21 protein-coding genes are annotated in these 22017 nt (G+C 70.8%); 14 read left to right on the top strand and 7 right to left on the bottom strand.

The annotated features are described in order from the left end of the window. The first annotated feature begins 251 nt into the window (after positions 1–251). From J2S57_RS12340 to J2S57_RS12365, 6 genes are all read left to right on the top strand, one after another. Positions 252–1289: an ABC transporter substrate-binding protein gene (locus tag J2S57_RS12340; protein ID WP_307241809.1), complete on the top strand. Its 1038-nt coding sequence runs from the start codon at positions 252–254 to the stop codon at positions 1287–1289. A 972-nt stretch (positions 1290–2261) separates the two neighbouring features. Next, the gene (locus tag J2S57_RS12345) at positions 2262–3659 is read left to right on the top strand and encodes an aspartate/glutamate racemase family protein (RefSeq protein WP_307241811.1); all 1398 of its coding nucleotides are present in this window, start codon (positions 2262–2264) and stop codon (positions 3657–3659) included. Between the two features lie 115 nt (positions 3660–3774). Continuing rightward, the gene (locus J2S57_RS12350) at positions 3775–4542 is read left to right on the top strand and encodes an SDR family oxidoreductase (RefSeq protein ID WP_307241813.1); all 768 of its coding nucleotides are present in this window, start codon (positions 3775–3777) and stop codon (positions 4540–4542) included. An 80-nt stretch (positions 4543–4622) separates the two neighbouring features. After that, entirely contained in the window at positions 4623–5378 is a 756-nt protein-coding gene (gene pcaD / locus J2S57_RS12355) for a 3-oxoadipate enol-lactonase (protein WP_307241815.1), read from the top strand. A 174-nt stretch (positions 5379–5552) separates the two neighbouring features. After that, positions 5553–6173, top strand: coding sequence for a DUF47 domain-containing protein (locus J2S57_RS12360; protein WP_307241817.1), 621 nt, complete (start codon positions 5553–5555; stop codon positions 6171–6173). Between the two features lie 10 nt (positions 6174–6183). Then, positions 6184–7179: an inorganic phosphate transporter gene (locus tag J2S57_RS12365; protein ID WP_370882630.1), complete on the top strand. Its 996-nt coding sequence runs from the start codon at positions 6184–6186 to the stop codon at positions 7177–7179. Here the strand turns inward: J2S57_RS12365 and J2S57_RS12370 are convergent. Together J2S57_RS12370 and J2S57_RS12375 are read right to left on the bottom strand one after the other, a co-directional pair. Then, positions 7151–7612, bottom strand: coding sequence for a DUF1810 domain-containing protein (locus tag J2S57_RS12370; protein WP_307241822.1), 462 nt, complete (start codon positions 7610–7612; stop codon positions 7151–7153). The genes J2S57_RS12365 and J2S57_RS12370 overlap by 29 nt on opposite strands. 25 nt (positions 7613–7637) lie before the next feature. Then, entirely contained in the window at positions 7638–8207 is a 570-nt protein-coding gene (locus tag J2S57_RS12375) for a helix-turn-helix domain-containing protein (RefSeq protein ID WP_307241825.1), read from the bottom strand. 67 nt (positions 8208–8274) lie between these two features. On the opposite strand from J2S57_RS12375, the gene J2S57_RS12380 reads away from it, so the two are divergent. The 5 genes from J2S57_RS12380 to J2S57_RS12400 all read left to right on the top strand — a co-directional run bounded on the left by J2S57_RS12380 (position 8275) and on the right by J2S57_RS12400 (position 13712). Next, a complete protein-coding gene (locus J2S57_RS12380; RefSeq protein ID WP_307241827.1) occupies positions 8275–8961 on the top strand; it encodes an AzlC family ABC transporter permease in 687 nt (228 codons plus the stop codon). Between the two features lies 1 nt (position 8962). After that, on the top strand, positions 8963–9271 hold the full coding sequence (locus J2S57_RS12385) for an AzlD domain-containing protein (RefSeq protein ID WP_307241829.1): 309 nt from the start codon (positions 8963–8965) through the stop codon (positions 9269–9271). A 46-nt stretch (positions 9272–9317) separates the two neighbouring features. Continuing rightward, a complete protein-coding gene (locus J2S57_RS12390; RefSeq protein ID WP_307241831.1) occupies positions 9318–9962 on the top strand; it encodes a GntR family transcriptional regulator in 645 nt (214 codons plus the stop codon). Beyond that, positions 9959–11206: an MFS transporter gene (locus tag J2S57_RS12395; protein ID WP_307241833.1), complete on the top strand. Its 1248-nt coding sequence runs from the start codon at positions 9959–9961 to the stop codon at positions 11204–11206. The genes J2S57_RS12390 and J2S57_RS12395 overlap by 4 nt, the downstream gene beginning before the upstream one ends. A gap of 514 nt (positions 11207–11720) precedes the next feature. Next, positions 11721–13712 carry an acyltransferase family protein gene (locus tag J2S57_RS12400; RefSeq protein ID WP_307241836.1) on the top strand — a complete coding sequence of 664 codons (1992 nt, stop codon included), beginning with the start codon at positions 11721–11723 and terminating at the stop codon, positions 13710–13712. Positions 13713–13784: 72 nt separating this feature from the next. Here J2S57_RS12400 and J2S57_RS12405 read toward each other — a convergent pair whose 3' ends face one another. After that, entirely contained in the window at positions 13785–14426 is a 642-nt protein-coding gene (locus J2S57_RS12405) for a response regulator (protein WP_307241838.1), read from the bottom strand. 256 nt (positions 14427–14682) lie between these two features. Between J2S57_RS12405 and J2S57_RS12410 the strand changes: the two genes are divergently transcribed. Continuing rightward, positions 14683–15525: a universal stress protein gene (locus tag J2S57_RS12410; protein WP_307241840.1), complete on the top strand. Its 843-nt coding sequence runs from the start codon at positions 14683–14685 to the stop codon at positions 15523–15525. Positions 15526–15631: 106 nt separating this feature from the next. On the opposite strand, the gene J2S57_RS12415 is transcribed toward J2S57_RS12410, so the two are convergent. Further along, on the bottom strand, positions 15632–17413 hold the full coding sequence (locus J2S57_RS12415) for a putative bifunctional diguanylate cyclase/phosphodiesterase (RefSeq protein WP_307241843.1): 1782 nt from the start codon (positions 17411–17413) through the stop codon (positions 15632–15634). 189 nt (positions 17414–17602) lie between these two features. Here J2S57_RS12415 and J2S57_RS12420 point away from each other — a divergent pair, with 189 nt between their 5' ends. Together J2S57_RS12420 and J2S57_RS12425 are read left to right on the top strand one after the other, a co-directional pair. Then, a complete protein-coding gene (locus tag J2S57_RS12420; RefSeq protein WP_307241845.1) occupies positions 17603–19468 on the top strand; it encodes a metallophosphoesterase in 1866 nt (621 codons plus the stop codon). A 43-nt stretch (positions 19469–19511) separates the two neighbouring features. Beyond that, on the top strand, positions 19512–20000 hold the full coding sequence (locus tag J2S57_RS12425; protein WP_307241848.1) for a GNAT family N-acetyltransferase: 489 nt from the start codon (positions 19512–19514) through the stop codon (positions 19998–20000). Here J2S57_RS12425 and J2S57_RS12430 read toward each other — a convergent pair. Genes J2S57_RS12430 through J2S57_RS12440 form a run of 3 tightly spaced genes read right to left on the bottom strand, consistent with a single transcriptional unit; the run spans position 19997 to position 21982 of the window. Further along, on the bottom strand, positions 19997–20626 hold the full coding sequence (locus J2S57_RS12430) for a phosphate-starvation-inducible PsiE family protein (RefSeq protein ID WP_307241850.1): 630 nt from the start codon (positions 20624–20626) through the stop codon (positions 19997–19999). The genes J2S57_RS12425 and J2S57_RS12430 overlap by 4 nt on opposite strands. A 32-nt stretch (positions 20627–20658) precedes the next feature. Beyond that, the gene (locus tag J2S57_RS12435) at positions 20659–21033 is read right to left on the bottom strand and encodes a universal stress protein (RefSeq protein ID WP_307241852.1); all 375 of its coding nucleotides are present in this window, start codon (positions 21031–21033) and stop codon (positions 20659–20661) included. Positions 21034–21046: 13 nt separating this feature from the next. Further along, entirely contained in the window at positions 21047–21982 is a 936-nt protein-coding gene (locus tag J2S57_RS12440) for a 2-hydroxyacid dehydrogenase (RefSeq protein ID WP_370882461.1), read from the bottom strand. Positions 21983–22017: the final 35 nt, after the last annotated feature.

The following is a 22017-nucleotide window of genomic DNA, read 5'->3' on the forward strand; positions in this document are numbered from 1 at the left end:
TGCGCGATGCCGTGATTCGGATCTTGAAGGCAGATGGTGCGTTCAGATGATGGACGCGGCGGTCGCCTCCCCGGATCGCGCGCGGGTGCGCGCGGTTGCGCTCGGTTCCGTGGTGGGCGTGGCCCGAAATCCGACACTTGACGGAAAGTTGTCGGATCGCAACCCTCTGCTGACAACGTGGGCGAATCCTCCGCTATTGTCAGGCGCTCGCGCCGCCCGCCCGCCATGGAAAACGCTGGAGAAGAACGGACATGACAAGGACCGTCCTCGTCCGCCGGACCGTCGCCCTCACGGTCACCGCGAGTGTGCTCGCCGCTCTGGCGGCCTGCGGAGGTGGTGACGACGAGACCGTCGCCGCCGCCGACCCGAGCGGGGTGACCAAGGTGCGGTGGATCTTCGACTGGACCCCCACGTCCGCCGATCTCCCCCTTCTCAAGGGCCTGGCCGAGGGCTGGTTCGACGACGCCGGACTCGACGTCGTCACCACGCCCGGCGGCCAGATCAACCAGCTGCAGTCGGTGGGGGAGGGGCACCACGACATCACCGTCGGCGGTGGTGTGGAGCTCCTGATCAACCAGGCGCAGGGGGTGCCGGTGAAGGCGGTCGGGGTGGTGCAGCCGATCGCGCTGAAGGGCCTGATCTGCAACCCGGACTCGACCGTCACGGCCGACGACCCGAAGACCCTGCTGGGCAAGAAGCTCGCCACCACCAGTACCGACGCCGACGACGTGGTGTGGCAGGCGTGGCGCAACGCCAAGGGCCTGAACGGTCAGATCACCGAGGTCTCGCAGAAGGCCGGCCTGCCCCTGCTCTTCCAGGGGGTGGTCGACTGCTTCCCCGAGTTCCTCACCCGGGCCCCGATCGAGGCCGAGAAGAAGTTCGGCCGCAAGCCCGTGCAGATCTGGTACTCCCGCGACGAGGGCGTGGTCGGCCAGGTCATCGACGTGAACACGGAGTTCGCCGAGAAGAACCCGGCCGCGGTGAAGTCGTTCGTGGACGTCTATGCGCGGGGCATGCAGTGGGCCGCGCAGAACCAGCCCGACGCCGTGAAGCTGATGGCTGAGACCTACCCCGACCTCGACCCCGAGATCACCGCCCGCGAACTGAAGGCGCTCGCCGGGTACTGGGTCGGCGGTTCGCAGAAGAAGCGCGGCTACCTCTTCATGAACGATGCCTCCTGGAAGCCCACCGCCGAGATGCTGCAGAAGGCCGGGCAGATCAAGGAGGTCCCGGAGATGGACTCCGTCTACACCACCGAGTTCCTGCCGGCGAAGCCTTACCTCCCCTGACGCCGGGGGCCTGATCCTCCGGGCGGGGGCTGATCCTCCGGGCTGGGGCTGGGGCTGGGGCTGGGGCTGGGGCTGGGGCTGGGGCTGGGGCTGGGGCTGGGGAGGGCCGGTGGGCCGCCAGCTCTGGGGGAGGTGCTCTGGTCGCCGGCCCTCCCTGAGGTGCTCTGGCCGGTGTGCTGGGTGAGGTGTCGTGGCCTTGGGGGTGTGCTGGGTGAGGTGTGGTCGCCTCGGGGGTGTGCTGGGTGAGGTGCCGTCGCCTCGGGGGTGGGCTGGCCGAAGTGTCTTCGTTTGGGGGTGTGGTCGCTTGGAGGTGTGGTCGCCCGGGGTGTGGTCGCCCGGAGGCGCCGTCCCTGGAGGTGCCTCCCCAAGGTGCCGTGCCTGAGGCGCTGGCCCGGTATCGGCCTCCCCGAGCGGCCTCCCCGAGCGTGCCCCCCAGTGGCCCCCGGAGTGGCCCCCCCGAGCAGCCCTCGAGCAGCCCCCGTCAGCCCGAGCAGCCCTCGAGCAGCCCTCGAGCAGCCCGAGCAGCCCCCGTCAGCCCCTGGCAATGTCTCCTCGTCGGCTTCGCCCGGCCTGCTCGCCGCACCCTCTGCCAGCCCCGTCGGCCACCCGCGAGCAACCTCCATCGCGGGCTGGGTGAAGCCGTCCCGGGCGCCGACGCTGGGCTTCTGGTAACGCTCCGTCTTCCGTTGTGCTGGGCATCCGGCCCGTTTCATAACGAACTGCGGATCTAGAGCGCTTCTCCGGCCAGGGGCAACCCGGGGGTGGGCGTGGACTGTGAATTCGTGCTCCGGGCGGCCGATCGGCGGTGAGCGCCCTTTCGGAGGGAGCGCCCGGCCTGGTACGACCGATACGTGCACCTGGTGGCTTGAGAGCGCGCTGAGACTTTTGCGCGCTTTGCCCGTGTAACGCCGTACCGTGTGTGAGCCGGGCGCAGGAGGCGCGTCCGTACCGAGTCAGGAAACGGATTTCCGTATGCCACATGTCGTCGTCATCAACCCGACCAGCTCGGCGGAGATCACCGCATCGATCCAGGAGTCTCTCGACCAGGTCGCCCGGCGCTGGGGCGTCACCGCGACGGCCGTCACCTCCTACGGCGGCCCGAGAGTGATCGAGACGGACGACGACGCCCGCGCGGCCATCAGCCCCCTGCTCAGCACCGCCGGGCAGAACCGCGCCGACGCCTACGTGCTGGCCTCCTTCCAGGACGCGGGTCTCGACGAGCTGCGCGCCGCCGCCCCGGTGCCGGTGATCGGCATCGCCGAGGCTGCCCTCACCTCGGCGATGGCCCACAGTCGCCGGCTCGGCGTGATCAGTACCGTGCCCCTGGCCTCGTTCCGGCACGAGCTCTACTGGGCCAAACTGGGCGTGAGCGGCCGGGTCGTGGCCGACCTGGCGATCGGGCGCGCCGAGAACGACCTCAATTCGCGCGACGCCGCCAACGCCGTGCTGAAGGCCGGCCGCGAACTGGTGGAGACCCGCGGCGCCGAGGCCCTGATCTTCGGCTGCGTGGGGCTGGCGCACCTGCGCGGCCCGCTGGCCGACGAGCTCGGCGTGCCGGTGATCGACCCCTGCGCCGCCGGGCTGGCCATGGCCGCGCTGGCCCTGGCCGACTATCCCGACGACGCGCCGTCGGCCCGCCCCGAACCGGTCTACGAGGCTCCCCGTGCCCTGGGGGCCACGGCCTCGCAGGCGATCGTCGCGTCGGTGAGCCCTTCGACCGGTACCCCCGGATACGGGCAGTCGTACGAACCCGCCTACACCCCGGAGCCGCAGTACTCCGGCAGCTCGCAGTACTCGACGGGTGGCCAGTACACGCCCGACCCGGCCTACGCGACCGGCCCCACGTACTCGACCGACCCCCAGTACGCGGCCGAGCCGAAATACTCCGCCGAGCCGAAATACTCGACAGAGCCGAAATACGCGGCCGAACCTGCCTACTCGAGCGAACCGGCCTACCCGGCCGAACCCGCCTACTCGACCGGGCCCGCCTACTCGAGCGACCCGAAATACCCGAGCGAGCCGAAATACAGCAGCGGGCCGCAGTATTCGAGCGGGTCGCAGTACACCCCCGACCCGGCCTACTCGAGCGAACCGACGTACGGCAGTGAGTATTCGAGCGGCCCGCAGTACACCTCGAGCCCGCAGTACACGCAAGACACCTCGTACGGCCAGGACTCGCGCTACGGCGAGGACTCCCCGTACCCGGGCGAGCCCCGCTCGCGCTACCAGGATGAGCCCGGCTACCCGGCCGAGCCCCGCTACGGCTCGGAACCGCGCCGCAGCCGCGACTCGCGGGCCGGGCGCAGCCGTGACCACGACCGCCACCCCGGCCAGAACCCCTCGCCGAACGGCTCGCAGGTCTACCACTGACCCCCGCTGATCCATCCCCCCACCATCAACCTTCCGGCAGGGGGAAGGTCAAGTACGGTCAGGACACGGGTCGACACTGCGACCGCCGCCCGACGCGGCCGCGTTAGGAGAGCTCATGTCTGGATACCTGGTGGCCGCGGCGACGTCCGGCCTCGGGCACGCGATCGCCCGTCAGCTCGTGCTGGCCGGTCACGACGTCTCGATCTGCGGGCGCACCGCCGAGCGCGTCGAGGCCGCGGTGACCGCCCTGAACGAGGGCGCCGTGAACGGCACCGCGACCGGCCGCCCCGTCGACCTCACCGACGGCGCCGCGCTGAACGCCTGGGTCCAGGACGCGGCCGGCCGCTTCGACGGCCTCAACGGCGTCGTGGTGAACACCGGTGGCCCGCCCGCCAAGGGCTTCGACGAGACCGCCGACGACGACTGGCAGCTCGGCTTCGACCTGCTGCTGCGCCCGGCCGTGCGCCTGGTCAAGGCCGCGAAGCCACACCTGGTCAAGGGCAGCAGCAGCGTGCTCTTCTGCACCTCCAGCCAGGTCCGCGAGCCCAGCGACGACCTGATCCTCTCCAGCGTCTTCCGTTCCGGCGTGGCCGCGCTGGCCAAGTCGCTGAGCCGCAGCTGGGCCCCGGAGATCCGGGTGAACCAGCTGATCCCCGGCCGCATCGCCACCGACCGCGTCGCCCAGCTCGACGAGGGGCGCTCGCAGCGCACGGGCATCGCCGTCGACGACATCCGTCAGCAGTGGGGCACGAAGATCCCGGCCGGGCGTTACGGTGACCCGGACGAGTTCGCCGCCGCCGCGGTGTTCCTGTTGTCCCCGGCCGCCTCCTACGTCACCGGCGTCAGCCTTCAGGTGGACGGCGGTCTGATGACGGGCATCTGAACGCCCGCGTTGTACCGGGATCGGCACGTATCGTGTCCGGGCGAGAGCGGTGACCGACCGTCCCGACGAGCAGGGTGGCAATGATCAACTTCGTGGTGGACGGCGATGCCCAGGCCCCCGTCCTCGTTCTCGGCTCGTCGATCGGTACCTCGCACCACCTCTGGGACCCACAGTTGCCCGGCCTGGTGCAGAACTTCCGCGTGGTGCGGTACGACCTGCCCGGGCACGGCGACTCCCCTGCTCCGACCGGGCCCTACTCGGTGGCCGGGCTGGCGGCCGAGGTGCTCGCCGGTCTCGACCGGCTGGGCATCGAAACCTTCGCCTGGTGCGGCCTTTCGATGGGCGGGGCGATCGGGCAGCGGATCGCGCTCGATCACCCCACCCGGATGAGCGGCCTGGTGCTGGTGTGCACCTCGGCCACCTTCGGTGACAGCCCCGGGCCCTGGCACGAGCGCGCGGCCCGGGTGCGGGCCGAGGGCACGGGATTCCTGCCGGAGCTGAGCCGTGACCGCTGGTTCGTGCTCGACGAGCCGGTGCCGCCGCACGGCCGTGAGCTGCTCCAGGCGCTGTCCACGATCGACCCGGAGGGCTACGCCGGCTGCTGCGAGGCGCTGGCGGGCTTCGACTCCCGGGCCGAGCTGCCCGCCCTGCGCGTGCCGACCCGGGTGGTCGCCGGCTCCGACGATCCCGCCACCCCGCCGGCCATGGCCCGGGAGCTGATCGAGGGCATCCCCGGGGCCGATCTGGTGGTCATCCCGCACGCCGCGCACCTGGCCAACGTCGAGCAGCCCGCCGCGGTGCTCCAGGCGATGCGAGGGCATCTGCTGTCCCGCTGACCTCCGGTGGCCGATGGTGGACGCGTCGGGCGGCAGGGCGGCAGGCGCCGGTGGGCGCCCGTTGGGCGCCCGGTCGACCGGCAGGTGAACGGCACCTCGGGAAGAGATGTCCCCCAGGTGGTCATCAGGTTGAACCGGTGGCTACGCTCGGGCGCCGATAGCGGAGGTGCACGGATGCGGCTCAGACTGACGCCGAGAGACACGACCATCATCGACCTGCTCGTCCAGGCGGGTAACGCCCTGGTCGAGGGGGCCGACCTGCTGCACGCGGTGATGACCGCGGGAGACGCCGACCGGGCCGACCTGCTGGTGAAGATGCGCGACGCCGAGCACGCCTGCGACGACATCGTGCACGCCACGATGCGCAAGCTGAACAGCACGTTCGTCACACCCTTCGACCGCGAGGACATCTACTCGCTGGCATCCGCCCTCGACGACTGCATGGACAACATGGAGGCGGCCGCGGACATGGTGGTGCTGGCCAACCCGGCCCGGCTGCCCGACGGCGTCCAGACCCAGCTGCGCGTGCTGCAGGAGCAGGCCAAGGTCACCGCCGAGGCCCTGCCCCGGCTGCACACCATGAAGGGCCTCGAGGAGTACTGGGTCGAGATCAACCGGCTCGAGAACGACGGCGACGAGGTCTGGCGCGACATGCTCGCCGAGCTCTACTCGGGCGCCTACGAACCGCTCGAGCTGCTCAAGGTGCGCGAGGTGATCGACGCCCTGGAAGACGCCGCCGACGCCTTCGAGTCGGTCTCGCACCACGTCGAGACGATCGCCGTCAAGGAGTCCTGAGAAGGTGTCCCTGACCCTGACCCTGGTGGTCCTGGTCGTGGCCGTGGCGCTGGTCTTCGACTACACCAACGGTTTTCACGACGCCGCCAACGCGATCGCCACGGCGGTCTCCACCCGGGCCCTGAGCCCGCGCAAGGCCCTGGCGATGGCCGCGTTCTTCAACATCATCGGGGCCCTGCTGGGGCACGGTGTCGCCGAGACCGTGGGCAGCGGCATCATCAGCCCGCCCAACGGCCACGAGGGCCTGCTCATCGTGCTGTCCGGGCTGGCCGGCGCGATCACCTGGAACATGATCACCTGGGCGCTCGGGCTGCCGTCGTCCTCGTCGCACGCCCTGATCGGCGGTCTGGCCGGTGCGGCCGTGGTGGTCTCGTCACCCGTGCACTGGTCGGTCATCCTCGACAAGGTCGTCATCCCGATGGTGCTCTCGCCCATCGTCGGTTTCGCCCTGGCCTTCGGCGCCATGGTCGGCGTGCTCTGGCTGTTCCGCAAAGCCCGCCCCACCCCGGTGACCCGCGGCTTCCGTACCGCCCAGATCGCGTCCGCCGCCGCCATGTCGCTCGGACACGGGCTGCAGGACGCCCAGAAGACCATGGGCGTCATGACTCTCGCCCTGGTGGCCGGCGGCTACCACACCCGCGGAGCCGGGATCCCGCTGTGGGTCACGCTTTCCGCGGCCCTGGCGATCAGCCTGGGCACGGCCAGCGGCGGCTGGCGCATCATGCGCACCCTCGGCCGGGGGGTCATCGAGCTGGACCCGGCCCGCGGCTTCGTGGCCGAGACCGTGGCGTCCTCGGTGCTCTACACCACCGCGTACGCGTTCCACGCCCCGATCTCGACCACGCACACCATCACCGCCGCGATCATGGGCGTGGGGGCGACCAAGCGCCGGTCGGCCGTGCGCTGGGGCGTCGCCGGTGACATCCTCACCGCCTGGGTGCTGACGCTGCCCGCCTCGGCGCTGGTCGCCGCGGTGCTCAGTCTTCTTCTTCACCCTCTGGCGTAGGTTCGCCCAGGCGCGAGGTGGTCGCGTCGTCTTCCTGCCCGCCGAACCAGGCGCGCAGGACGGCGCGGAACACCTCGCGCTCGGGGGCGGCGTAGGCGAAGAGCGTCATCGAGGAGCGCAGTTTCGCCGCGTCGACCGGCCCCAGCACGGCGTCGGCGCTCGTGTCCGGCAGCCCCAGCAGGATCGTCGCGCACTCCTCCAGACGCGGCCCCAGCACCGGGTGGGCCAGGTAGGCGCGGGCCTCGGGCAGGCCGGTGATCGCGTACCGCACCGAGGTGGCGCTCAGCCCCAGCCCGGCGATCTGCGGGAACACGAACCACATCCAGTGGCTGGTCTTCGCCCCGGCCCGCAGCTCCGCCACCGCGTCGCCGTAGGTGCCGCCGGAGTCCTGCGCCCGCACGAAGCGTGCCAGGTCGAACGGATCGTCGCTCATGGCCCGATCCTAGGGTCTGCCCCGCTCAGCGGCTCTCGCTGACCATCGTGGCCAACACTCCCGGCGTCAGTGCCTGGAACATGTGCTCCACGTCGCCCGGGTAGACCATGTAGTCGCCCGGCCCGAGCTCCATCGGGTTGCTCGTCGGTCCCACCAGCGCCCGTCCGGCCCCGATGATCACGTGCTCGATCGTGCCCACCTGGTGCGGGTCGGAGATCCGCCCCGGCCCGAGCCCCACGTTCAGCCGGTACAGGTCCCGCGTGACGCCCGCGGGGCCCGGTGACATCAGATAAGCCGCATAGTCGCCCTGCTCGGACAGCAGCGGGGTGCCCTCACCGTTGCGGACCACGCCGACCTTGGGACGCGGGGGGTCGACGAGCCGGCTCACCGGCAGGTCGAGCGCGGTCGCCAGGGCCCACAGCGTCTCCACGTTCGGGTTACCTGACCCCGACTCCAGTTGCGACAGCGTGGATTTGGCCAGCCGGGCCTGCTTGGCCAGCTCACTCAGCGACATGCCGCTGCGCTCGCGCTCGCTGCGCAGCGCGGCGGCCAGCACGGCCTTGGGGTCGAGCGGGGAGTCCTCGTCAGTCAGCATGGGCGTTCGTTGTACCGATCACTCGTTCTGTTTGACGAACGTAGGGGCCACGTTCATCCTTACGGACATGCGTTCAGTATGGCGAACAGTTGATGTGAAGCGAGCCCGGGTCATCACATTGCTGTGTATTGCGGACGCGGTGGTCGCCCTCTCGTTCGGGGCCATCTGTGTGGGTGGCGGCCTCGAGTGGTGGATCCCGGTCGTCCTCTCGCTGGTCGTCTTCGCCGGTGGGGCCCAGTTCGCCGCGGTCGGCACGGTGCTGGCCGGCGGCTCCGCGGCCGCCGCGGTGGCCACCGGGCTCCTGCTCAACACCCGCCTGCTGCCGTTCAGCGTCAGCGTCGCCGACGTGATCAAGGGCGGCAGCCCGCTGCGTCAGGCGTTCGGCGCTCACATCGTCACCGACGAGACCGTGGCCCTGGCGCTCGCCGAGACCGACGCCGAGCGCCGCCGTGACGTCTTCTGGGCCTGCGGGGTGTCGCTGTTCGTCTGCTGGAACCTCGGGGTGGCGGTCGGAGCCGTCGCCGGTGCGCGCATCGGCGACACGGACGCGTTCGGGCTCGACGCCGCCTTCCCGGCCGTGCTGGTCGCCATCGTGCTGCCCTCGCTCACCGGCACCCGGGTGCGCCTGTCGGCGGCCGTCGGCAGTGCCGTGGCGGTGCTCAGCACGCCCTTCCTGGCGGCCGGCCTGCCGGTGCTGACCTCGCTGGTCGGGCTCGTCGCGCTGGTGCGGCGCCCGTCCCGGGTACGGGGCTGACGTGTCTCTCCTGGCCATCTTCGTCCTGGCGGCGGGCACTTTCGCCTTCCGCATCGCCGGTCCGCTGCTGGCCGACCGCTTCGAGTTCTCCGAGTCGGTCCAGGCCTGGACGACGCACGCGGCCACCGTTCTGCTCGCCGCCCTGATCGCCACGAGCACCCTGGTGCAGGACGGCGAGTTCGCCGGGTGGGCCCGTCTGGGAGGCGTGGGGCTGGCCGTGGTGCTGGTCGCCCTCCGGGCGCCGTTCCCGGTGGTGGTGATCGCGGCCGCGGCGGCCACCGCCGGGCTGAGGCAGCTCGGAGTGGGATGACCGCCTTGCATCTAAGCTTAGATGCAAGGCTGATAGCCTGCCGGACGTGACGCTCTCAGCCGCCGACCGCGTGTACCAGGAGACCAAGGAGCTCATCCTCAGCGGTGACGTCCCGCCCGGCCGTCTGATCTCGGAAGGCGATGTGGCCCAGCGGATGTCGGTGAGCCGCACGCCGGTACGCGAGGCCTTCGTGCGGTTGCAGGGCGAGGACCTGCTCGAGCTCATCCCCAAGCGTGGCGCCGTGGTCACCGCCGTCCCGGTCACCGAGGCGATGGACGTGCTGGAGACCCGCGCCGCCCTCGAGACCGCCGCCGTGCGCCGGATGAGCAACCGCAACGACGACGTCACGGCGCTGATGGCCACCATGGCCGAGCTGGTCGCCCGGCAGCGCGAGGCGGCCGCGGCCGGGGACATCGCCGGGTTCGCCCAGCACGACGTCGGGCTGCACGCCGCCGTCGTCAGCGCCTCCGGCAACCGGCTGGCCGAGCGCTTCTACGCCACGCTCGCCGACCGGCAGCGCCGGATGAACATCGGCGCGATCACGCCCGACCCGGGCCGCATGCGGATCTGCGCGGACGAGCACGAGGCGCTCGCGGTCCGGATCCGCGAACGTGATGTCGCGGGTTACGAATCCGCGCTCCGGGCGCACCTTTCGGCCACCCATCTCGCCGCCGGGCAGTGGTTGGTGTGACGGTCACCTCGAGGCCGCCGAACGGGGCGGCTCCCGGAACGGTTCCGCGGCAACGGGCCTGGCTGGTCGTCGCCGTGCTGATGGCCATGATCGGCTGGGGCGGCAACGAGTTCACGCCGCTGGTGGTGATGTACCGGGCGCACGGGTACTCCACCGTCGGCGTCGACGCGTTGCTGGCGGCCTACGTGGTCGGCCTGATCCCCGGGCTGCTCGTGGCTTCGGCGCTGTCCGACCGGCACGGGCGTCGTCCGCTGATGCTGCTCGGCGGAATCGCCTCCGTGGCGGGCAGTCTCCTCATCGCGCTGGGTCCGCTCGGCGCGGGCTGGGTGGCGGCCGGGCGGCTGGTGTCCGGGCTGGCGATCGGCATCGCCATGTCGGTGGGCACGAGCTGGGTGAAAGAGCTGTCGACGCCGGAGTTCGATCCGTCGGTCACGGCCGGAACCGGGGCTCGCCGGGCGTCGCTCACCCTCACCGTCGGGTTCGCGCTGGGGCCGGGCGTGGCCGGGATCCTGGCCCAGTGGGCGCCCTGGCAGCGGGTACTGCCGTACCTGGTGCACGCGGTGCTGACCGTGCCCACGCTGGTGCTGCTCATGGTCGCGGCGGTGGAGACCCGTTCCGACGACCCGGGAAATCGCCCGCTGGGGCAGCGGCTTCGCGTGCCGAAGGCCGGGCACCGGCGTTTCGTGCGGGTGGTGCTGCCGCTCGGCCCGTGGATCTTCGGCACCGTCGGTGTGGCCTACGTGGTGATGCCGCAGATGGTCGACGAGCAGGTCGGCGACCGGGCGCTGATCCTGTCGACGGCGCTGACCGTGGCCACGCTGGCGGCCGGCGTGCTGATCCAGCCGGTGGCCCGCCGTCTCGACGACGTGTCCACGGCCCGGGCCTGCGTGGTGTCGATGGTGCTGGTGACGCTGGGGATGGCGGCCGCCGCCCTGGCCGCGCACCTGGCCGTGGTCTGGCTGGTCTTCGTGGTCGGGGTGCTCCTGGGCTGTGCCTACGGCATCGCGGTGGTGTCGGGGCTGCTGGAGGTGCAGCGCATCGCCGCGCCCGACGAGCTCGCCGGGCTGACCGGCGTCTACTACGCCCTGACCTACCTGGGGTTCACGCTGCCGCTGATCCTGGCCGCGCTGTCGCGGTGGTTCACGTATCCGCAGATGCTGTTGACCGTGTGTGTCCTGGCCGCGGTCTGCACGGCCGGTATCGCCTCGGCCTGGGCCCGGCACCTGCCGGAACCGGCTGTGTGAATTCAGTTCCGCAGAGTGCGTTCGGCGTGCATTGCTGAAAATTGTTTAACGGAAAAGTGTGAGTCTCGTCGCGGCAACCTTTCGAGCAATTGCCCCGTAACGGTTTTCTGGCTCACCAGCTGACCTGTGGACGGCTGCTCTCCGCAGCTCACAGGGCACGACCGGTCAGGTCGGCCGGGCCGGACGAATGCGAATTTCCGGATTGACCGGGGATTTATGACGCCTTGATCCACACCTAGCGCCCGGCGGGACAGTATTCCGGCGAATAGGGTCGACACGGTCTCCCTGCAACAGGCGTCACAGCGGGCTCTCAGTTCGTGACTCCTAGCGTGGGGGCAATCGTGAAGACCTGTGCACTTTCCGAGAAAGAACGTGCATTCGTGGGGGAATGACGAGGTTCCTTCCGGATGTGCGTGGACGGCCTCGTGAACAGGCCGGAGGGAGAGGAACATTGGTCCCCCAGGAGCAGTCCCCGCTCCCGGTCCGCCCCCGGCTTGATTTCAAGGCCGGTCCGGTGACCGGCGCGACGCTGGCGACAGGTCAGATCCCGGTGATCACGCCGGCCGAGGCCGGGCCGAGCGCCGAAGCTCCCACTGGCGGGACGAACGGCCGGGCCGAGAGGTCCGGCGCCGACAAGTCCGGCGCCGACAAGTCCGGCGCCGACAAGTCCGGCGCTGGGCAGATCGGTGCCGAGACGAGCGGTCCGGGTGAGCGGAACGGCCGGGGTGACGAGGCCGGTCTGAGCAGCGAGGCGGACGACGCCGAGGCGGAGCAACGCTGGGCCGAGAACCTGCGCACGGCTGAGTACAGCTTCCCGCAGATCTTCGGCCCCGCCGACCCGCCGTCACCGATCTCGGGCATCGGCCCGTTCCCGGCCGGAGCGGCCACACCGCCCGCCGGTGTCCTCGCCCCCCAGCTGAAGACAGCCCCCCAGCTGAAGACAGCCCCCCAGCTGAAGACAGCCCCCCAGGTGGAGGCAGCCCTCCAGCTGGAGACAGCCTCTCAGCTGAAGACAGCCTCTCAGTCGAAGACAGATCCCCGGGCGAAGACGGCCCCGCCGGCGACAACGGCGCAGCAGCCGAAAACCGGTGCCAGGCCGGGCACTCCGGTGAAGGCCTCACGCCCGACGACCGAGAACGCCGCCCTGGCCTCGGTCCGGCTGGCCCTCGACGGGGTCGGTGTCAACGGTTCCCCCCTCGCCGCTGAGGCGGTGGCGCGAACCGGTGCCGACGCGTCCACCATTGAAAGCGAGCACGGTGCAGGCGAGCTGGGCCCGCCCACCGCACCCACGACGCAACTCCCGCTGCGCCGCGAGATGCGTGAGCTGCACACCGAACCGGCCCCGCGCCGCACGCGCATCGATGCCGCCCTGCGCATCACGCGCGGTGCGCTGCGCCGTCGCGACCCGCGTCCGCACCGCCGCGGGGCCGACCCGAAAACTCTGGGCACCCGCTTCGAACCGCGCCGCAACCACCTCGGCCTGATGCGGTTGCTGCTGGCCCTGACGGTGGGCGTCACCCACGCCACCGAGATCGGCTACGGCTGGCAGCCCGAGTTCGCCGGTACCCAGCTCGGCGCCCTGTGCGTCGACGCGTTCTTCGTGCTGAGCGGGTTCCTTCTGGTGGGAAGCTATCTCCGGTTGGACTCGGTGAGAAGGTACGCCTGGCACCGTTTTCTGCGGATCATGCCCGGCTTCTGGGTGTGCCTGGTGGCCAGCGCCACGATGCTGGCTCCGCTGATCGCCTGGCTGCAGGGTGTGCCGATGAAAACCCTGATCGCAGGTCAGGATTCGTCGGTCGACTATGTGATCCGCAACGCCGCGCTGCTGATGCGGCAGTGGGGGATCTCCGGGCTGCCGAGCGACGTCGAGATGGCCGGCGTGCTGAACGGCTCGCTGTGGACGCTGTTCTACGAGGCCACCTGTTACGCGTCGATCATCGCGCTGGGCATCTTCGGGGGCCTGCGCCGACGCCCGGTGATGACGCTCGGTGCCGTCGGTGCGCTGTGGGTCGTGACCGTGCTGAACGACTACCAGATCGTGTACATCGGCCAGGAGCGCATCCTGCGGCTGTCCTTCATGTTCCTGATCGGCTCGGTGCTCTACCTCTACGCGCACCAGGTGCCGATGAACCGCTGGCTGACGTTCGCGAGTCTGGGCGTGGTGGTCGCGGGCATCGCGTTCTTCGACGACTACCGGGTGCTGGCCGGCCCGGCGTTCGGCTACGTCTGCCTGGCCCTGGCGGTCTCGCGGCTGCCGGTGCCCGAGCCCCGCACCGACATCTCGTACGGGCTGTACGTGTACCACTGGCCGATCCTGCAGGTGTTCAACCTGCTCGGGCTCGCCGCCTACGGGATCTGGGCGTTCTCGGCGGCCGGCCTGGCGGTGGCCTGCGTGGTCGCCCTGATCAGCTGGAAGCTCGTCGAGAAGCCGGCCCTGAGCTTCAAGGACGCGGGGTGGGTGGAGTTCCGCCTGCCGGTGGCCCGGGCCGTGGCCCCCGAGGCCTGAAGAACCCGAAAAGGCCCGAGCGGTATCAGAAGGCAGCGTGGATGGCGCCCGGCGGGACGCCATCCACGGTGATCAGTTGCCCTTGATCAGCTTCGTCGCCAGGATCGCGGCCTGGGTGCGGCGTTCGACACCGAGCTTGGCCAGCAGCGAGGACACGTAGTTCTTGACCGTCTTCTCGGCCAGGAACAGGGTCTCGCCGATCTGGCGGTTGGTCATACCCTGGGCGATCAGCTCGAGGATGCGGCGTTCCTGCGCGGTGAGCGACGACAGCTGGTCGGGCTCGGAGGGCTTCTCACCGTTGCGGATGCGCTCGAGCACCTTCAGCGTGACCGCCGGGTCGAGCAGGCTCTGACCCGCGGCCACCGTGCGCACGGCGTCGAGCAGGTCGGTGCCGCGCACCTGCTTGAGCACGTAGCCGGCGGCGCCCGCCATGATCGCGCTGAACAGGGCCTCGTCGTCCTGGTACGACGTCAGGATGAGGGCCTTGATGTTCGGGTCGGCGGAGCGCACCTCGCGGCACACGTCGATGCCACTGCCGTCGGGCAGACGGGCGTCGAGAATGGCGACGTCGGGACGCAGGGCGGGGATACGCCGCTGTGCCTCCTGGGCGGAACCGGACTCGCCGACCACCTCGATGTCCCCGGCCGCCTCCAGCAGGGCTACCAGCCCACGCCGGACGACCTCATGGTCGTCGAGCAGGAAGACCCTGATCACAGCCCTCTCCTCGCCTTCGTCCTGATGCCTTCCGCCGGTTGCGGGAAGCCTCTGTGCTCCACCGTAGTCGTGCTCCGGGAGCCGGTCGAAAGTCGTTCGGCCCCCAAAGGCGGAGCGCGACGGGACTTAGGTCCTGAACCCCCGATGCCCAGCGCCTCTGAACGGCTGTGGTAACGGGGCGGATTCTGGATGTGCGGATCGCGACGGGTCGACACATCGGTCGATCCGGAACGGTCGATCAAGACGGGAGAGGGCCATGAATGGTGAGTTCACGCCGCGGATCGTGGCCGGTTTCGACGGCCGCCGGCAGCACACCCGGTTGCTCGACCGCGCCGCCCAGGAGGCCGAGCGACGGCACCTGCCGCTGACGCTCATCACCGACCTGCGCCGGCGCACCTCGGCGGAGCGGGACCCGCGCGGGGGCCGGAACGACGACGCCCCCGGCGTGGTCGCGGCCTGGCGCCGGCTGACCGATGCGGTGGAGGCCCTGCGTCTGCGCTACCCGCTGCCCGACATCAGCGGCTACTGCCTGGACGACGAGGACATCCAGCCGGGCGCGTTCCCGATCAGCGCGGCCCGGCTGCTGGTGATCGGGGCGAGCGGGCGGCACCAGACGCCGGTCGCGGAACCCGGCTCGGTGAGCGCCGGGCTGGTGCGGGCGGCCAAGTGCCCCGTGCTCGTGGTGCCGGAGGAGACGTCGCCACGACCGGCCGGGGGCCCGCCGTTCGTGCTGGCCGCAGTGGGCTCGCACGAGTCCGACGCGCAGGTGGTGGCGGCCGCCGCCCAGGAGGCCCGGCGGCGGGGCTGTGAACTGCAGGTGCTGCACGTCGAGCCGAGCCACGGCAAAGCGGGCTGGGGCGTGCACGAGGCCGTCAGCAGCCTGCCCGACGTGCGGTTCAGCATCGTGCGCACCACCGGCGACCCGGGCGCGGCCCTGGCCGAACTGGGGCGCGGCGCCGAGCTTCTCGTGGTCGGCAGCCGGCCGGGCGAGCTCTACCGCCCGATCCGGGAGTCGGTCACCCGCGGGGTACTGGTGCAGCCGCCGTGCCCGGTGCTCGCGGTGCCCCGGGTGCTGCCGGTCACGTCGGCCATGGCCTGAGACCTCCTCCGGCCCACCGAGACTCAGATCCGGCCCGCCCTGGCTGGTGGGGCGGGCCGGATCTGACCGACCTCCGGAACCGGCCGGATCTCACCGGCCGACAGAACTACCCGGGCAGGAAGAAGGTTCGCGGGAACAGCGTCGCCCCCACCCCGAGCTGCTGTGCCGTCAGCACCGCCTCGACCACCGCCGCCGGCGCGGGCGGGGCCACGAAATAGCCCTGCACGTGGTCCACCCCGAGCTCCATCAGCTGCCGCAGCTGGTCCACGGCCTCCACCCCCTCCGCGGTCACCGTGATCGACAGCCCCCGCGCCAGGTTGGTCAGCATCTCCACCACCGCCCGGGCCCGGTCGTCCACCGCCATCCGCCCGATGAACGAGTGGTCGATCTTCATCTCGGCCACCGGCAGCGTCGCCAGGTGCCGCAGGCTCGACGTCCCCGCCCCGACGTCGTCCAGCGACAGCTGCACCCCGGCCTCCAGCAGTGCCGTGAGCTGTTCCGGGGCCCCCTCGGCAAGGTCCAGCGTGGTGGTCTCCGGCAGCTCGAGCCGCACCCGGGACGTCGGCACCCCGCACTCCGCGATCACCCGCAGCACCTCGGCCGCCAGGTCCGGATTGGCCAGCGTGACCGTGGACAGGTTCACGTTCATCCAGTCCGGTGCCCGTTCCCCGAGCCGGTCCGACCACTCGCGCAGCTGCCCCAGCGCCCGGCGCAGCACCCACAGGTCCATCTCCACCAGCGCGTTGTCGGCGGACGCGGCGGCCAGCACCCGCTCCGCCCCGAGCAGCCCGTCGCTCGGGTGCTGCCAGCGGATCAGCGCCTCCACCGCGCTGATCCGGCCCTCGCCCAGGTCCAGGATCGGCTGGTAGTGCAGCACCAGCTCGTCCTGGGCCAGCGCCCGGTGCATCGAGTGCGGCATCCGGTCGGGGTCGGGGTCGTCGAACAACGGGGGCAGGCTCGAGACCACGACCCGGTCACCCCCGGCCTGTTTCGCGCCGTACATCGCGAGATCGGCTTCTCTCAGCAGGGTCTCGACCCCACCGGGCCCGGCGTCGCGCGGCGAGAGTGCCGCACCCAGACTGGCCGAGCTGCGCGCCCGCTCGTCGAGCGCCGGGTCGGGCCGCCGCAGCACCGCCAGGTAGCGCCCGGCGATCCGGTGCAGCAGCGCGTGCAGATCGCTGTCGCTGCCGTTCGGCACGGTCAGCGCCACCACGAACTCGTCACCGCCGATCCGGGCCAGCAGATCGCCCGGATGCGAGGCCGCCTTCAGCCTCCGGGCCACCGACACCAGCAGGGCGTCGCCCACGTTGTGCCCGAGTGTGTCGTTCACGTGCTTGAGCCGGTCCAGGTCGAAGAACACCACGGCCAGACGCCGCCCGGTGCCCGGCAGCCCGAGGCTGACCTCGTGCAGGTGCTCGAAGAAGGCCGAGCGGTTCAGCAGCCCGGTCAGCTCGTCGCGGCTCGCCCGCCGGGCCATGCTCACGGCCAGCGCCTCCAGCACCGCCCCGGCCGGCAGCAGGCGCCAGGCCTCGGCCCCGCCGGCCGGGCCGCGCAGCAGCAGGTCGTCGTAGCGGTGCTCCTCCGGCCGCGACAGCACCGCCTCCACCGCCGCCGCCAGCGTCACCGACGACGGCAGGACCGGAGCCGACCAGTCGGCGAGGCGACCGACCGGCGTCCGTGAGCGCGTGCGTCCCAAGATGGAACGCTGCTGCAACTGACGGCGGGACACGAACCCCACCCGGTCCGCCTCCACGACCACGAGACCCGACGCCGTACCCAGTACCCCGTCGGCCTCCGCGCAGGAGCAGTGCGCCGCCACGGCGCCGCCCGGGCCGGCGAGCTCCCACATGGGCCGCTCCTCGGCGAGCGCCAGGACGGACAGCCTCACGCTGCCAGGACCGGTCACGGACGGGTGATCGGAAGCACACGCACAGGGACTGAGGAACTCCGCGTGCACCACCCGGACGGCGCAGGGCACTCTCACGCTTCGTCACCTGGGGTTTCAGCGCGACGATCACCGTCCACCGGGCTAGCCTCGGAGTCGATGTCGCAGCCAGGCCAGCCCCCCGTGTCCCAAGTGCCCGAAGACCCCGACGCGCCCGAACCGCAGGGGCACCCCAGCGCGTCCTCACGTCTACGCCGGTTCGCCGTCAAGGCCCGCCGCTTCACGATCAACCAGATGTTCCGCCGCCCCGAGCACCCCTGGCGGGCCGCGGTCCGGTTCGTCGTGTCGCTGATGGCGGCGCTCGCGGTGGCGGCCATCGCCGTGTCCGTCTACCCCTACCGCTCCACCGTCGCCAACGTCGACATCGTGGTCAGCGGCTCGGTCACCCCGGCCCACCGCGGCATCACCGTCGACTCCAGCCTCGGCTCGCTGCAGTTCCGCGACGTCACCGCCGTGCCCATCGGCCTGCACGTGACCCCGAGGATCGACCTCGACGCGGTGCGCGAGGTCACGAACGGGGGCGCCGCCTTCACCCAGGAGTTCCGCTCCCAGCTCGAGGCCGCCGTCCCGGCCATGATCCTGCACTTCGTGCTGGCCGCGCTGATCGGGCTCATCCTCGGGGCACTGATCGGTGACCTCATCGTCGACGGCGCGATCTCGGTGCTGGCCAACAACGACCCGGTGCGCTCCGGTTCCCGCCGCCACCGGCTCGCCGCCACCGCGATGCTGGTCGGCACGTCCACCCTGGTCGCCCTTCTCGCCCTGACCGCCACGATCGGCCTGACCTACCGCTCGAACTGGTGGCAGAGGTACGCCGTCACCGGTCTGCTCGCCGACATCGCCGCCACCCCGGACAAACTCGCGGCCCTGGACGCCCGCGACGCCGGCGCCGCCGACAAGGTGCGCGCCGTGCTGCGTCTGCAAGACGCGCTGACCCAGCCCGCCACCAGCGCCGACACTCCCGAGACGGCGTACAACGTCATGTTCGTCTCCGACGTGCACCGCCGCGACATCTACAGCTACCTGCAGGAGTACATCGACGCGAACAGCGTGAAGCTCCTGGTCAACACCGGTGACGAGACGCTGGTCGGCAACACCGCCGAGCTCACCTCCAGCTACCTCGCCTCGATCCGGCGGATCACCGAGAAGACCCCGATGATCTGGATCAAGGGCAATCACGACTCGGCCTCGGTGGCCCGGCGGATGGCCGAGATCCCCGGGGTCACGGTGCTCGACCAGGAGGTCGTCACCGCGATGGGCCTGCAGATCTACGGCGTCGGCGACCCCCGCACCTACGGCGCCGCCGGTGACGCCGGGTCGGACGACGTGGACGTGGTCACCAAGATCGAGACCGAGGCCGCCCGCACGGCGGTGCAGAACCTCAACCGGGACACGTATTTCGACCTGCTGCTGGCCCACGAGCCGGTGATGGCCGACGCCATGGCGGCCACACTCGGCCCGACCGTGCGGGCCACCGCCTCGGGCCACGTGCACCACCAGAACGACACGTCCGACCTGCAGACCGGCGACCGCGACCACATCCGGCTGGTGGAGGGCACCACCGGTCTGGGCGGTCTGCTCGCCGCGGCCGGCGACCCGATGGAGTTCTCGATCCTCTCCGTCGGCACCAACTGCCAGTACACCCGCATCATCCGCTACCAGCTGGCCGACCCCGCGCTCCCCGACCAGACCCGCGCCGACACCTACGGCAACAACTCGGCTTTCGACGTGCACTACTTCGAACCGCAGCAGGTGCGCGACGACCGGGTCTGCTCCGTCGACGAGGGGGTCTCCGACCCGATCCCGGCCAGTGCCACGAACCTGGCCACGGTGCAGGACTGGTCGAGCCAGGAGCTCAGCGAGGAGTCGCTGGCCACCCCGTCCGAGGTCACGCCGGAACCGGTGAGCACCGCCGACGAGGCCGGTGACGCGTCGATCGCGGCCACCGCCGGTGACAGCACGCCGGGTCAGGCGGTCAGTCCCTCGCCCACGCCGTAAAGGGCTTTCAACGGGGGACGCGTCGGTCGCCTAGGGTGGGTACGTGCAGATCCGTGGTTTCGAGGACACCGACTGGCCCGCCGTGTACGCGATCATCCGCGAGGTGATCGAAGGTGGGGAGACCTACGCGTACGACCCGAACTGGAGCGAGGAAGAGACCCGGCGGGTGTGGGTCGAGCCCGAGCCGTCGATCACGGTGGTCGCGGTGGCCGACGACGGCACCGTGCTCGGCACCGCGCACTCCGGCCCGAACCGGCCCGGTCGCGGATCACACGTCTCCACGGCCAGTTTCATGGTCTCGTCGCAGGCCCGGGGGCAGGGCGTGGGCCGAGCGCTGGGTGAGTACGTGCTGACCTGGGCACGCGCGCAGGGCTACCACGGCATGCAGTTCAACGCCGTGGTCGACACCAACACGGTGGCCGTGAAGCTCTGGCACTCACTGGGATTCGAGACGATCGGGATCGTGCCCGAGGCCTTCGACAGCAAGACCCACGGACTCGTCGGCCTGCACGTGATGTACCAGAAGTTCTAGTCCTTCTTCTTGGCCTCGTTCTCGCCGGCCTCGTGCACCTCTTTGCGGTCCCGCGCGTTCTCCGGCACCGGCCCGACCCCGGCCAGCGGCTCGTCGTGCTCCTGGTTGCGCTGACCCTCCACCGGCTCGCGCTCCTTCATGCGCAGGATCAGCACGCTCACCGCGAGCACGATGACGAGCAGGCCGAGCAGGCCGATCTGCAGAGCGAACGCCGTCGGGTCTTTCGTGCCCTCGGTGGTCGGCTTGCCCTCGAGCACGTTGGCCACCTCGACCGACAGCAGGATGATCTCCTTGATCGAGACGATCATGCCCACGATCAAAAACGGCTCGGCCACGATCTCCCGCCGCGACAGCGTCATCCGCACCGCGAAGATCAGCTCGACCAGGATGAAGACCAGCAGCAGCCGGTCGAGCAGGGCCAGCACCGCGGTGTCCGGCCCGTCGGGGACGCCGCCCAGCTCGGCCGCGGCGTCGACCAGCAGCACCACCGCCCCGACCACCAGCAGGGCGGCCACGGCCACGTAGACCGCGTCCTCGGCCAGGCGCAGGGTGCGCTCGCCGAAGTTCGCGATCTTGTGGCTCGTGCCGTCCACGGTCTCGTTCACCTGACGCGTCGCACTGGTCATCCCTGAAGTGTCAGGGCGAACGATGATCTTCGCTACCCGACGGTACTGACGTGGGGCTTCACCGCCACCACCGGGCACTGGGCCTCGAGCAGCACCTGCTGGGAGATGCTGCCCATCAGCAGCTTGCCCACCGGTGATCGGCGCCGCAGCCCGATCACCAGCAGGCTCACCCCCTCGGCGTACGAGGCGTCGACCAGGTCGGCCGCCATCCCCGCGTCGGAGGCGTCGCGGGTGGTCACGGTGACCCCGGACGCCTCCGCCGCCTTGGCGTCGATGTCTCGCGTCTCGGCGTGCGCGGGTTCGCTGATCACCAGCAGATCCGTCTGGTGGTGCAGCGCCTCGTCCACCCCGTGCCGCAGTGCGGCCCGGCCTTCGGCGGTGGGCCAGTACCCGACGACGATGCTCATCGACGTTCCTCCATCAGTAGACCGGGTTCAGCACGGTTCCGGAGTGCAGAAAGTTGTCGAGGTTGGCCAGGGTGAGTTCTTCCATGGCGGCGCGGGTCTCGACCGTGCCGCTGCCCACGTGCGGCAGCAGCACCACGTTGTCGAGCTCGAGCAGCGCCTGCGGCACCTTCGGCTCGTGCGCGAACACGTCGAGCCCGGCGCCCGCCAGCTGACCGGCCAGGAGCAGCTCGACCAGGGCGTCTTCGTCGACCACGCTGCCGCGGGCGATGTTGACCAGGTAGCCCTTCGGGCCGAGCGCGGCCAGCACGTCGCGGGTCACCAGGCCGGAGGTACCGGCCCCGCCCGCTGCCGCGATCACCAGAACGTCGACCTCGCGGGCCATCTCGGCGAGGTCGGCGTAGTAGGTGTAGGGGCTGGCCGCCACCTCACGCCGGTTGTGGTAGCTGATCGTGCAGTTGAAACCGACCAGCCGGTGGGCGATCGCACCCCCGATCCGGCCCAGGCCGAGGATGCCGACCCGGCGGTTGCTGGCTTGACGGGTGAGCGGCGGATTGCCCTCGGACGGCCAGCGCCCGGCCCGCACGAACCGGTCAGCGGCGCTGAAACCCCGCATCACGTCGAGCAGCAGGGCCACGGCGGTGTCGGCCACACAGTCGGTGAGCACGTCCGGCGTGTTACTGACCACGATGTTACGGGCCTGCGCGGCCTCGACGTCGGTGGTGTCGAACCCGACGCCGAAGTTCACCACGGCGCCCAGTTTCGGCAGCCGGTCCATGAGATCGGCCTGCACGCCGAAGCGCCCGGAGGTGACGACGGCGGTGACGTCACCGCCGTGCTCGGCGAGGAACGTCTCCCGGTCTTCGCCCTCGGGCAGCTCGATCGCCCGGTACCGCCGCTCCAGCGTCTTCGTCAGCGACGGCTTGAGCGTTCCAACCTGCAACACGGTCATTCTGAAACTCCCACTGGTATACGACGGTTCGCTGC

The organism is Kineosporia succinea (genome assembly GCF_030811555.1).
Taxonomy (GTDB): Bacteria; Actinomycetota; Actinomycetes; order Actinomycetales; family Kineosporiaceae; genus Kineosporia; species Kineosporia succinea.